We start from the raw sequence: 11,809 nt of genomic DNA on the forward strand, positions 1-11,809 counted from the left end.
AGTTTGAACTGTTTGAGACGCGCGCGGTGTCCCATCTTTCCGTTCAGAGCAGCGCAAGGAGGCTCTGGACATGGAACTCAAGGACAAAACCATTCTCGTCACCGGCTCGACCGACGGCGTCGGCCGCGTGGTCGCGGAGAGGCTCGGCGCCGCCGGCGCCCGCGTGCTGGTGCATGGCCGCGACGCAGGCCGCGGCAAGGCGACGGTCGCCGCGATCGAGGCCAAGGGCGGCAAGGCGGAATTCCTCGCCGCCGACCTCGCTTCGCTTGCCGAAGTACGCCGCCTCGCAGAAGCCGTGCGCGCAAGGACCGATCGGCTCGACATACTGATCAACAATGCCGGCGTCGGCACCGGCGGCCAGGGCGCCAAGCGGCAGGTCAGCGCCGACGGCTACGAGATGCGCTTCGCCGTCAACTATCTCGCCGGCTTCCTGCTGACGTCCGAGCTTCTGCCGCTTCTCAAGGCAAGCGCGCCGGCGCGCATCGTCAACGTCGCCTCGGCCGGCCAGCAGGCGATCGATTTCGACGACGTCATGCTGACGCATGGCTATAGCGGCGTGCGCGCCTACTGCCAGAGCAAGCTGGCGCAGATCCTGTTCACCGTCGATCTGGCTAAGCAGCTCGACGGCACCGGCATCACCGTCGCCGCCTTGCACCCGGCAAGCTACATGGACACCACGATGGTCCGGCAGGCGGGCGTCACGCCATGGAGCTCGGTCGAAACCGGCGCCGACGCCATTCTCAACCTTGCGACCTCGCCGGCGCTCGAAGGGCGCAGCGGCCGCTATTTCGACGGCCAGCGGGAATCGCGCGCCGATGCGCAGGCCTATGACGAAAAGGCGCGCCGCCGGCTGCGGGCGCTGAGCCTCGAATTGACCGGACAATCTTCTGCAACATCCAAGGAACAACATTCATGAGCGAGACCATCGAACATTGCGTCATCATAGGCGGCTCATCCGGCATCGGCCTCGCGACGGCCAAAAAGCTGGTCAGCCCCGCCATGAAAGTCACGATCACCGGCCGCAATGAAGAAAAACTCAAGGCTGCGTGGAAGAGCCTGGGCGGCTCAGCCGACAAGGCTGCGTTCGATGCCGCCAATGCTGATGAGGTGCAGCGGTTTTTCAAGGACCTCGGGCCGTTCGATCACCTGGTTCTCGCCGCCAGCGGCGGCAAGGGGCTGGGACCGTTCGCGACGCTCGACCTCGCCGATATCGCCAGCGGCGTCGACGAGAAGGTCCGGCCGCAACTGTCCTGCCTGCAGGCAGCCCTGCCGACCCTGAACAAGACCGGATCGGTCACCTTCATCTCGGCTGTCTCGGCACAGATCGCGGCGCCCGGCGTCGCCGGCATCGGCGCCATCAACGGCATGCTCTTGACCGTCGCGCCGATCCTCGCTGTCGAGCTGAAGCCGCTGCGCGTCAACGTCGTGGCCCCCGGCGTCATCGACACGCCTTGGTGGGATTTCCTGCCGGACGAGCAGCGGCAGGCGGTGTTTGCCGAATATGCCGGCAAGACGCCGGTCGGCCGCATCGGCCGCGCCGAGGATGTCGCCGAGGCGATTGCCTTCCTGGTCTCCAACGGCTTCATGACCGGCCAGGTGCTGACCTGCGACGGCGGCTTGAGGTTCGCGCCCTAGAGGAAGCGCGCGGATTTCCATCCGCGCGCCCTACCGATCAGGCGGCCTTGGCAGCCGGCATCGGATGAATGGCGTGGAAGGGAATGCACAACCGGTTCCACGTGTTGATCATGCCGAGGGCCACCGAGAGCTTGACCAGTTCCTCTTCCGAGAAATGCTCGAGCGTGCGGGCGTAGAGCTCGTCCGACACGCCGTTGCCGGCAATCAGCGTGACGGCCTCGGTCCATGCGAGAGCGGCGCGCTCGCGCTCGGAAAACAGCGGCGATTCCTTCCAGGCGGCGACCAGATAGAGCCGCGTCTCGGTCTCGCCGTCGCGCCGCGCCTCGCGGCTGTGCATCTCGACGCAGTATGAGCAGCCATTGATCTGCGAAGCGCGAAGCTTGATCAGGTGCAGCAGGCTCACTTCCAGCCCGCATTCGTCGACGGCCTTGTTGAGCGCCGACACCGCCTTCATGATCTCGGGGGCCTTGGCAAAGAACTGCAATCTCTGTTTCATTGTCTTTCCTTCCAGTTTTTTGGGCGGGTTAGGGGTTTAAGTCTGTTTGGATGAAGCGGATTTCTGCGGCCGCTGGTGGCGCTCGACGAAGGCGCAGCTCGCGGCATAGGATCGCGGATCGCCTTCGGCGGCGTACTCCGCCACGAGATCGGACAGCTTCACTTCGGCGAGTGCTGCCCGATAGGCGCGCTCGGCCTTCAGCATCGCGGCATTGATGCCGCAGGGTTTGACATAGGCCGACGCGTCGATCTTGACCGGGCCGCGCTGGCGGATTTCGCCGCAACGGAACGCCGGCTCCCGTCCCTCGACCGCTAGCACGATATCGAGCAGCGTGATCCGTTCCGCCGCCCGCGCCAGCCTGTAGCCGCCCGCCGGCCCCGGCACCGATTCCAGGATGCGCGCCGCCGTGAGCTGGTTGAGATGCTTCAACAGATAGCTCGGCGACAGCCCGAAACACTCCGCCAGCGCCGCGCCCGGCATGGTGCTGTTGCCGTCCAGGCTGGCCAGCGTCGCCGCGCAGTGGATGGCCGCTTCGACGCCATCGCCCAGTTTCATGGTGCCGATCTCCAATTCATGGATATCTTTTATCCTTGATAATTTTTATCTGCAATAGGGAAATTGAAATTCCAGCGCTAAGTCACAACGGTAATTTGCGAGAACGGCGCCTTCGCAGGACTTGGGTTCCTCGCACCCCGCGAAGCGGGGGAGAGGTGGCCCGGCGAAGCCGGGACGGAGAGGGGACGCCCTCCGCGAGGTCAAAGCCGGTCAAGGACGAGGCGCGAGGAAGGCAAAAGGCAGTCAGGACCTCCGGCCGTTTCCAGCCGCCGCGAGACCCCTCTCCGTCCCGGCTTCGCCGGGCCACCTCTCCCCACTCTCGTGGGGCGAGGAACCTAAATTCTGCGAAGGAACCCCTACTCCGCCGCCACCTTGGCCATCGGATTGTTGGGGTGCGTCGTCCAGTTGGCGTAGATCGGCGACACCGGCTTGCCGGTGCGCTGGTCCACGACGCCGGCGGCCAGCGGCTCCATGGTGATGCAGCCCTCCACCGGGCAGACATTGACGCAGAGATTGCAGCCGACGCATTCGGCCTCGATCACCTCGAAATGCCTGACACCGTCGACCATGCTGGTGATCGCCTGGTGCGAGGTGTCCTCGCAGGCGATGTGGCAGCGGCCGCATTTGATGCAGGCGTCCTGGTCGATATGCGCCTTGGCGACATAGTTGAGGTTGAGATATTGCCAGTCGGTGACGTTGGGCGTGGCGCGGCCGATGATGTCGGAGAGCGAGGCGTGGCCCTTCTCGTCCATCCAGTTTTCCAGGCCGGCGATCATCTCCTGCACGATCTTGAAGCCGTAGGTCATCGCCGCCGTGCAGACCTGCACATTGCCGGCGCCGAGCGCCATGAATTCGGCCGCGTCCCGCCAGGTGGTGATGCCGCCGATGCCCGAGATCGGCAGGCCGCGGGTTTCGGGATCGCGCGCGATCTCGGCCACCATGTTCATGGCGATCGGCTTTACCGCCGGGCCGCAATAGCCGCCATGCGAGCCCTTGCCGTCGATGGTCGGCTGCGGCGCGAAACTGTCGAGATCGACGCCGGTGATCGAGTTGATCGTGTTGATCAGCGACACTGCGTCGGTGCCCCCCGCATGCGCCGCCCGAGCGGGCTTGCGGATGTCGGTGATGTTGGGCGTCAGCTTGGTGATGACGGGCATGCGCGTATACTGCTTGCACCAGCGCACCACCATTTCGATATATTCCGGCACTTGGCCGACCGCCGAGCCCATGCCGCGCTCGCTCATGCCGTGCGGGCAGCCGAAATTGAGCTCGATGCCGTCGGCGCCGGTCTCCTCGACCAAGGGCAGGATCGCCTTCCAGCTTTCCTCGACGCAAGGCACCATGATCGAGGCGATCAGCGCCCGGTCCGGCCAGTTCATCTTCACCTGCTTCATCTCGCGCAGATTGGTCTGCAGGTCGCGGTCGGTGATCAGCTCGATATTGTTCAAGCCCAGCAGCCGGCGGTCGGCGCCCCAGATCGCGCCATAGCGCGGGCCGTTGACGTTGACGACCGGCGGCCCCTCTTCGCCCAGTGTCTTCCACACCACGCCGCCCCAGCCGGCCTTGAAGGCGCGCTCGACATTGTAGGCCTTGTCGGTCGGCGGCGCCGAGGCCAGCCAGAACGGATTTGGCGACTTGATGCCGATGAAGTTGTTGCGGATGTCTGCCATGCTCATGCCCTCCCGTTAGAGGTCAGTGCCCGGTGGATGCTCTCGGCCGCGTCGCGCCCTTGCGCCACCGCCGATACGGTCAAATCGTCGCCGCCGAAGATGCAATCGCCGCCGGCCCAGACTTTGGCCAGCGAGGTGCGGCCTTCGGCATCGACCTTGATGCGGCCGCCTTCGAGCTCGATCGCCTCCGCGCTGCCGTTGAGATGCGCCGGCACAAAACTCTGGCCGATCGCCTTGAACACCTGGTCGGCGACGAGCGTGAGCCTTTCACCGGTGCCGGCGAGCTTGTCGCCGCTCATAGCGGTGTATTCAAGCTCGATCGCCGACACCTTGCCGTTCTCGGCAATGACGCGCTTCGGCTGCAGCCAGTGGCGGATGGTGACGCCGTTGGCGGCGGCCAGATCCTGCTCGAACTCCGAAGCGTTCATATGCTCCTGGCCGCGGCGATAGCAGATCGTCACCTCTTCCGCGCCGAGCAGCTTCGACTGCACCGCGGCATCGACCGCCGTCATGCCGCCTCCGATGACGACGACGCGCCGGCCGACCCGCAGGCTGGAGAGGTCGCTTGCCTGGCGCAGTTCGGCGATGAACTCGACCGCATTGGCGACGCCGTCGGCGTCTTCGCCCTCGGCGCGCAACGCATTCACGCCGCCGAGCCCCATGCCGAGGAACACCGCATCATAGTTGCGCATCAGGTCGGCCAACTGGAAGTCGCGGCCGAGCGCCTTGCCGTTCTGAATGTCGATGCCGCCGATCGCGGTGACATAGTCGACCTCAGCCTGGGCGAAATCGTCGACGCTCTTATAGGCGGCGATGCCATACTCGTTGAGGCCGCCGGCCTTCGGCCGCGCCTCTAGGATCGTCACCTCATGGCCATGGCGGGCAAGGCGGTGCGCCGCCGCCAGCCCGGCCGGACCGGCGCCGACCACAGCGATGCTTTTCCCGGTCGGCTCGGCGCGTTTGTAGAACTGCTTGCCCTCGCTCATCGCGACATCGGTGGCGTAACGCTGCAGCCGGCCGATCTGCACCGGCTTGCCTTCGGCCACCTCGCGCACGCAGACCTCTTCGCACAGCGTTTCGGTCGGGCAGACGCGGGCGCACATGCCGCCAAGGATATTCTGGTCGAAGATCGTCTTGGCCGAGCCCAGCGGATTGCCGGTCGCGATCTGGCGAATGAACAGCGGGATGTCGATCGACGTCGGGCATGCATTCATGCAGGGCGCGTCGTAGCAGAAATAGCAGCGGTCGGATTCGACCAGCGCTTCGTGGTGATCGAGCGGCGGGTGCAGGTCGGAAAAATTGTCGGCATATTGCTCGGAAGACAGCCGGCCGCCGGCAATGCCCTCGATGAAATGACCAGTCGCCATTCCAGTTCCCCTTGTTGTCGTTTTGGGGAAGGCTAGCACGTTTTATTTTTTTATCAATTGGTCAATTTTCGGCCAAACTCCTGAAAAGGTTGAGGAAAACATGACAAATGAAGTCATGTTATCGCCGCCTCAATGATCTCTGCCGCGTCATGATTTGTGACCCTGTGGCCATGTATCGACCGGATCTCGTCCGCCACCAATTCCTGCAGCCGCCACAGATTGCGGTCATGGATGCCGAAGGTCTCGAGATGACTGACGGTGTTGTAGAGATATTCAGCACCTGAGCCGACATGGCCGCACGCCCGCGCCAATATCTGCGCTACCCTCTCCAGCGGCTGCCCGAGCGACGTCCCCCTGCCGGTCACGCCGACCCAGAAGCCCAGCGCCCGCACCCGACCTTGCGCCGTCCGCACTGGAATCCATCTGACGGAGGCGACGCTCTCGTGGTCGTCGATTTCACGCCGCAGCAGCCTCTCGATCTGGGCCGGCTTTTGGCCATCCGGCAGGCGGTAGATGACGCCGTCGCAACGCCCGCCGCGTTCCAGAGCCATCATCAGCCCCGGCTGCTCGGCGCTGCCTCGCCAACGCACCATGTCGAGGCAGAACGACCGATGCCAGCCATGCGCCGAGGCGCGCTGCTGCTCGACCGACTCGAAGGCCGGTTTCCAGATCAGCGAGCCATAGGCGAACACCCAAAGCGGTCCCTCCTCGGCTTCACCAGCGAGACGCGTGGCGAGGGCGCCGAAATCGTCGTCGCTGAGCTGCGTCCACTCCCCGCTCGGACCGGGATCGATCTCCTCGCGATGGCAAAGAGCCACAAGCTCGGGCGTGAGCGACATCTGGCGCATGGAAGGCAAACCCCTCTTTGCCGGCAGCAAAGTCGAAAAGAGTGGGCTATGCAAGATCAGGAGCAAAGCGCCTTGCCGACCGGGATTTTCGGCCCATGTCGGATTTCTGTCGCCAGGATCGTCCTAAGGTGTGTTGAGGTTTAGGTCAGGCCGCGCCGAAAACGGCGGTTTTCGAGAACCGGAGCGGAGCGTACTTAAGTCCGTGAGCACCGGAAGCGCAGGAAACCACCGTTTGCAGGCCGGCATCACCTGAACCTCGACATACCTTAGGATGGATCGACTGCGATCGCTGCCTGAACCGGTGAGGAGACCGACCATGCCGAAATCCCCGCAACCTTTCTTCTGGTACGAACTGATGACCACCGACCTCGACGCCGCCGAGGCCTTTTACACCGCCGTTGTCGGCTGGAAGGCCGAGCCCTTCGACAAGGCTCCCGGCATGCCCCGCTACATCGTGGTGAATTCCGCCGTGCGCGGCGTCGGCGGATTGATGACCATGCCGGAAGAACCCGCCAAGAGGGGCATGCCGCCAACTTGGCTGGGCTACATCTACACCAAGGATGTCGACGCCTCCACCCAGGCGCTCAAGGACGCCGGCGGCGCCGTGCACCGCGCGCCCGACGATATTCCGGGCGTCGGCCGCTTCGCGGTCGTCGCCGACCCGCAGGGCGCGGCGTTCATGTTCCTGCAGCCCAATCAGCCTGACCAGCCGCCGGTGCCGGCAACCACGCTTGGCCATGTCGGCTGGCATGAGCTCTACACGTCGGACTGGAAAGCCGCCTTCGATTTCTATTCCACCCAGTTCGGTTGGACGAGCGCCGGCGAGTTCGACATGGGCGAGATGGGCATCTACAAAACCTTCGGCGCCGGTCCGGAATCCGGCGGCGGCATAATGAACAAGCCGCCGCAGATCCCGGTTCCCGTCTGGCAGTTCTATTTCAACGTCGACGCCATCGACGCCGCCGCCAAGCGCGTCACCGACAATGGCGGCAAGGTCATCATGGGGCCGATGGACGTGCCAAGCGGCCAATGGATCATCCAGTGCCAGGACCCGCAAGGCGCGCATTTCGCCCTGCTGGCACCGGTAAGGTAGAATTCTCTCTCCCTCGGAGCGGGCAATCGCATAAGGCGCTCCCCCTCTCCGTCTCGGCTTCGCCGAGCCACCTCTCCCCCATTTCATGGGGGCGAGGAACCCAAGCTTTCAAGGCCGCGACATCCGCAGTTAGCGTTTCCTCGCCCCCATGAAATGGCTAGGGGATGACACATCTTCGGTGACTGGCGTGACTGATCGACCTGAGGCTTGATTGCCACGTGGTTCCCCCAATCCGTCGCTGCTTCGCAGCGCCACCTTCCCCCCCTCCGGGGGGAAAGGAAGGGAGCGCTGCTGGAGGAGCGTCGACGGCAAAAAGCTAGGCGCCTTTCCTCTACCCCGTCGATCGGGGGAGAGGTGGCTCGGCGAAGCCGAGACGGAGTGGGGGTCGATCAGCGCTATTTTGGACAATGCGTGCCCCCAAGCGGACGGAGAGGGGCAGCACCGCCACATGCGATTGTCCTTCCCCCGGGAGATGTGCGATGGCCCTCGCAATTGCCGCGAAGGACGGACAAAGCCCATCCCGCCACCTCACCCTCTTAACTGATCACTCCGGCGTCAGCACCGCCAGCTTCAGATCGGCCTTCTTCGCGCCGCTGAGCTGGATGATCGCCGCGCCGCCGGCGAGCTTGAAGCGCACGCTCTTGCGGATGCCCGGGCAGGTCTTCACGCCGCTGAAGGCTGCCGATTTCACGGTCTTGCCATCCTGCACCACATCGATCCAGGCCTCGTCGGACAGGCTGAGCTGCAGCTCGCCATCAGGCGGCACCGTCACGTTTGCCGTCGCGCCGAACGTGCCGGCTTTCGGTGCCCGCTCCGGCGGCACTTCGAAGCTGACGGTATCCACAGCCTCGAGCGAGAAATCCGCCGCTTGCCCGACCGTGAGGGTAGCGCCGGACTGCGCGGCGGGCGCCTCCGGAAACAGCGCCTGCTCGCGCTCGACCGGCCATTTGAAGGTCTCGCAGCCGGTATCGGCGGCCATGGCGAAGCTGGTACCTGCGAGGATTGCGAAGAGGCCGATGACGACTTTTCTCATGATCAAGGAGACTCGCTTGGTTTGATCCACCACCCCTCTTATACAACCATAGGGATACATATGCAACCATAGAGAGAAGAAATATGGGGACCGAAACCATTTCCACTCACCGATTGTTGATGGTTGGCCAAGGGAAGTGAGTGGTCCGTTGTCGGGCGATAATCTAAGGCCCGAGCGGGGGTAAATGGAGTTTCGGATGAAGCTTTTCGAAAGCCTTGCTCAGTACCGCCCGCAAGCGCTGGGCGTGTTGCGCATCATGACCGCCTTGCAGTTCATCGAACATGGCTCACAGAAGCTGTTCAACTTCCCGGTAAGCGCCCAGCCGCACGCCCTCACCGGCCTGACGACGGCTGCAGGTATCCTCGAATTCGCCGGCGGCATCCTTTTGGCGCTCGGTCTCTTCACCCGCCCGGTGGCCTTCCTTCTGGCCGGCGAAATGGCCGTCGCCTATTTCATGGCGCATTTCCCGCGTGACTTCTTCCCGGCCAACAATGGCGGCGACGCAGCCATCCTGTTCTGCTTCGTCTTCCTCTATCTGTTCTTTGCCGGCTCGGGCGCCTTCGCGCTGGACAATCGCGAGAGCGCCAAGGCCTGATGGCAGGATGCGCGCCAGGAGGCTTTTTGTATTGACGCAATTCCGGACGGAAAACCGCTTCGCACTTTTCCTGGAGTCGCTCTAGCCGCGCATCCGCTCGAAATTGGCGTCGAACAGCGGCGCCGCCTGGATGCGCGCCGCGTGACGCAGGCCGAGGATCTCGATCTCGAAACCGTCCGGTCGATCGGCGATCTCCTTTGGCACATAGCCCATGGCGACCGACTTTTTCGAATTGTGCGCGTGGCCTCCTGACGTGACCCAGCCGCGCACGATGCCGTCATGCCAGATCGCCTCGTCGCCGATCACATCGGCATCGACAGCATCAACGATGAAGCTGCGCAGCCTCAGCTTGCCGCCCCCGCTGCGCTCCGCAAGCGCGGCTTCCTTGCCGATGAAATCGGCGTCCTTGCCATAGGCGACGAAGCGGTCGAGCCCGGCCTCTAGTGGTCCGTAGATCGGCCGGTATTCGCGCGCCCATGAGCCGTAGTTCTTTTCCAGCCTCAGCGCATTCAGCGCGCGCGAGCCGAACAGGCCGATGCCGAATTCCCCTCCCGCAGCCAGCAGCGCCTGGTAGGCGGCGCGCTGGTATTCCGGCGCCACCCAGATCTCATAGCCGAGATCGCCGGTATAGCTGACGCGTCCGACGAGACATGGGGCCATGCCGATATCCATTCGAGCCACCGCCATGAAGGGGAACGCCGCGTTGGAGACATCGGCGCGAGTGACCTTGGCGAGCACCTCCCTCGCCTTTGGCCCGGCAATCGCAAGGCCGGTGAGCTTCTGTCCCAGCGCCTCGATCCGCACCGAGCCATCCTTGGGCAGATGCGCCTCGAACCAGCGCATGTGGTATTGCTCGGCGATGCCTGAGCCGGCGACGAACCACTCTGCGTCGTCGATGTTGGCCAAAGTGAAATCGCCGATCAGTCTGCCGTCGTCCTTCAGCATCGGCGCCAGCGTCATACGGCCGCGCTTGGGCAGCTTGCAGGCGAAGATGCGGTCGAGCCATCCAGCCGCGCCCTCGCCGGTCACCCTGTATTTGGCGAAGTTCGAAATCTCCGACAGGCCGACGCCGTTGCGCACCGCCGCGACTTCCTTGGCGACATGCTCGAAGTCGGTCGAACGCCGCCATGAAAACTCGTCCTTGACGCCGTCCGGCGCATACCAGAGCGGTACTTCGAGCCCATAGGACACGCCCCATTGCGCGCCCTTGCCGGCTAGCGTTTCGTAGAGAGGCGTCGTCTTCAGCGGACGCCCTGCCGGCAGCTCCTCGTTCGGGAAGCGGATCGAAAAACGCCGCGAATAATTCTCGCGCACTTTGGCGTTGGTGTAGGCCATCGTCGCCCAGTCGCCGTAGCGCGCCACGTCCATCGCCCAGATGTCGGCGCCGGGATCGCCCTCGATCATCCAGTTGGAGAGCGCGAGCCCCACGCCGCCGCCCTGGCTGAAGCCGGCCATGACGCCGCAGGCGACCCAGAAGCCCGGCAGGCCGCGCACCGGACCGACCAGCGGATTGCCGTCCGGCGCGAAGGTGAAGGGGCCGTTGATGATCTGCTTGATGCCGGTCTTCTGGAAGGCCGGGAAATGGCGGAAGCCGATTTCCAGCGACGGCGCGATGCGGTCGATGTCCGGCTCCAGCAGCTCATGGCCGAAATTCCAAGGTGTGGTGAACTCCGACCAGACCTTGTTGGCCTTCTCGTAGGTGCCCATCAGCATGCCGCCGCGCTCCTGGCGCAGATAGAGCTCGCCATCGAAGTCGACGGCGTGGATGATCTCGGTGCCGGTCTTCTTGTTCCAGTCGGCGACCTCCGGCATGTCCTCGGTGATCAGGTACATGTGCTCCATGGCCAGCACCGGCAGCTCGAGCCCGACCATGCGGCCGACCTCGCGCGCCCACAGCCCGCCGGCATTGACCACATGCTCGGCAATGACATCGCCCTTGTTGGTGATAACGCGCCATAGTCCATCGGGCCGGCGCACGATGTCCTCAACCTTGGTGAAGCGTTCCACTTCCGCACCAAGTTTGCGCGCGGCCTTGGCATAAGCATGCGTCACGCCGGAGGGATCGAGATGGCCGTCCTCCTTGTTGCGCACCGCGCCGACGAATTGTTTCGGATCGATAAGCGGCATCAATTCCGCCGCTTCCCTCGCCGAGATCACTTCGAGGTCGATGCCGAGATAGCGGCCCTTCGACACCACGCCGCGCAGCCAGTCGAGCCGCGCCTCGGTCGCCGCCAGCAGCACACCGCCGGTGAGATGCACGCCGGTCGCCTGTCCCGAAAGCTCCTCGATCTCCTTGTAGAGCGAGATCGTGTATTTCTGCAGCTTGGCGACGTTGGGATCGCCATTGATGGTGTGCATGCCGCCGGCCGCATGCCAGGTCGAACCGGAAGTCAGCTCGTCGCGCTCCAGAAGCACGACATCGGTCCAGCCATGGCGGGCAAGATGAAACAGCACCGAGCATCCGACGACACCGCCGCCGATGACCACGACCTTTGCATGCGACTTCATGGGTTTTCT

At 64.1% G+C, this 11,809-nt stretch carries 11 protein-coding genes; 4 read left to right on the top strand and 7 right to left on the bottom strand.

What is annotated here, in order from left to right; translation table 11 throughout:
- Positions 1 to 70: 70 nt before the first annotated feature.
- Together E5X34_RS17470 and E5X34_RS17475 are read left to right on the top strand one after the other, a co-directional pair.
- Positions 71 to 916: an SDR family oxidoreductase gene (locus E5X34_RS17470; protein WP_292567175.1), complete on the top strand. Its 846-nt coding sequence runs from the start codon at positions 71 to 73 to the stop codon at positions 914 to 916.
- Complete coding sequence (locus E5X34_RS17475; protein ID WP_292567178.1) at positions 913 to 1,635, top strand: SDR family oxidoreductase; 723 nt, start codon at positions 913 to 915, stop codon at positions 1,633 to 1,635. Before E5X34_RS17470 ends, E5X34_RS17475 begins: the two co-directional genes overlap by 4 nt.
- Before the next feature lie 37 nt (positions 1,636 to 1,672).
- Here E5X34_RS17475 and E5X34_RS17480 read toward each other — a convergent pair whose 3' ends face one another.
- The 5 genes from E5X34_RS17480 to E5X34_RS17500 form a co-directional block, all read right to left on the bottom strand.
- A complete protein-coding gene (locus E5X34_RS17480) occupies positions 1,673 to 2,131 on the bottom strand; it encodes a carboxymuconolactone decarboxylase family protein (protein WP_292567181.1) in 459 nt (152 codons plus the stop codon).
- Between the two features lie 36 nt (positions 2,132 to 2,167).
- Entirely contained in the window at positions 2,168 to 2,686 is a 519-nt protein-coding gene (locus E5X34_RS17485; RefSeq protein WP_292567184.1) for an Rrf2 family transcriptional regulator, read from the bottom strand.
- Between the two features lie 356 nt (positions 2,687 to 3,042).
- Positions 3,043 to 4,356 (bottom strand): NAD-dependent dihydropyrimidine dehydrogenase subunit PreA, encoded by a 1,314-nt coding sequence (gene preA, locus E5X34_RS17490; RefSeq protein ID WP_042637264.1) that lies wholly within the window; start codon positions 4,354 to 4,356, stop codon positions 3,043 to 3,045.
- Positions 4,357 to 4,358: 2 nt separating this feature from the next.
- Positions 4,359 to 5,723: an NAD(P)-dependent oxidoreductase gene (locus E5X34_RS17495; protein ID WP_292567187.1), complete on the bottom strand. Its 1,365-nt coding sequence runs from the start codon at positions 5,721 to 5,723 to the stop codon at positions 4,359 to 4,361.
- A 113-nt stretch (positions 5,724 to 5,836) separates the two neighbouring features.
- The gene (locus E5X34_RS17500) at positions 5,837 to 6,571 is read right to left on the bottom strand and encodes a gamma-glutamylcyclotransferase (RefSeq protein ID WP_292567190.1); all 735 of its coding nucleotides are present in this window, start codon (positions 6,569 to 6,571) and stop codon (positions 5,837 to 5,839) included.
- Between the two features lie 316 nt (positions 6,572 to 6,887).
- On the opposite strand from E5X34_RS17500, the gene E5X34_RS17505 reads away from it, so the two are divergent.
- Positions 6,888 to 7,664, top strand: a complete 777-nt coding sequence (locus E5X34_RS17505) for a VOC family protein (RefSeq protein WP_292567193.1) — start codon at positions 6,888 to 6,890, stop codon at positions 7,662 to 7,664.
- Positions 7,665 to 8,208: 544 nt separating this feature from the next.
- Here the strand turns inward: E5X34_RS17505 and E5X34_RS17510 are convergent.
- Positions 8,209 to 8,697, bottom strand: a complete 489-nt coding sequence (locus E5X34_RS17510; protein ID WP_292567196.1) for a hypothetical protein — start codon at positions 8,695 to 8,697, stop codon at positions 8,209 to 8,211.
- 196 nt (positions 8,698 to 8,893) lie between these two features.
- On the opposite strand from E5X34_RS17510, the gene E5X34_RS17515 reads away from it, so the two are divergent.
- A complete protein-coding gene (locus E5X34_RS17515) occupies positions 8,894 to 9,292 on the top strand; it encodes a DoxX family protein (protein ID WP_292567198.1) in 399 nt (132 codons plus the stop codon).
- Positions 9,293 to 9,373: 81 nt separating this feature from the next.
- On the opposite strand, the gene E5X34_RS17520 is transcribed toward E5X34_RS17515, so the two are convergent.
- Positions 9,374 to 11,800, bottom strand: coding sequence for an FAD-dependent oxidoreductase (locus E5X34_RS17520; RefSeq protein ID WP_292567199.1), 2,427 nt, complete (start codon positions 11,798 to 11,800; stop codon positions 9,374 to 9,376).
- Positions 11,801 to 11,809 lie beyond the last annotated feature (9 nt).

Origin of the sequence: Mesorhizobium sp. (assembly GCF_004963255.1) — a bacterium.
Taxonomy (GTDB): Bacteria; Pseudomonadota; Alphaproteobacteria; order Rhizobiales; family Rhizobiaceae; genus Mesorhizobium.

Bases quoted from the DNA above. Each gene is read 5' to 3' on its own strand.
- E5X34_RS17470 (WP_292567175.1), top strand. From the start codon at position 71: ATGGAACTCAAGGACAAAACCATTCTCGTCACCGGCTCGACCGACGGC.
- E5X34_RS17475 (WP_292567178.1), top strand. From the start codon at position 913: ATGAGCGAGACCATCGAACATTGCGTCATCATAGGCGGCTCATCCGGC.
- E5X34_RS17480 (WP_292567181.1), bottom strand. From the start codon at position 2,131: ATGAAACAGAGATTGCAGTTCTTTGCCAAGGCCCCCGAGATCATGAAG.
- E5X34_RS17485 (WP_292567184.1), bottom strand. From the start codon at position 2,686: ATGAAACTGGGCGATGGCGTCGAAGCGGCCATCCACTGCGCGGCGACG.
- preA (WP_042637264.1), bottom strand. From the start codon at position 4,356: ATGGCAGACATCCGCAACAACTTCATCGGCATCAAGTCGCCAAATCCG.
- E5X34_RS17495 (WP_292567187.1), bottom strand. From the start codon at position 5,723: ATGGCGACTGGTCATTTCATCGAGGGCATTGCCGGCGGCCGGCTGTCT.
- E5X34_RS17500 (WP_292567190.1), bottom strand. From the start codon at position 6,571: ATGCGCCAGATGTCGCTCACGCCCGAGCTTGTGGCTCTTTGCCATCGC.
- E5X34_RS17505 (WP_292567193.1), top strand. From the start codon at position 6,888: ATGCCGAAATCCCCGCAACCTTTCTTCTGGTACGAACTGATGACCACC.
- E5X34_RS17510 (WP_292567196.1), bottom strand. From the start codon at position 8,697: ATGAGAAAAGTCGTCATCGGCCTCTTCGCAATCCTCGCAGGTACCAGC.
- E5X34_RS17515 (WP_292567198.1), top strand. From the start codon at position 8,894: ATGAAGCTTTTCGAAAGCCTTGCTCAGTACCGCCCGCAAGCGCTGGGC.
- E5X34_RS17520 (WP_292567199.1), bottom strand. From the start codon at position 11,800: ATGAAGTCGCATGCAAAGGTCGTGGTCATCGGCGGCGGTGTCGTCGGA.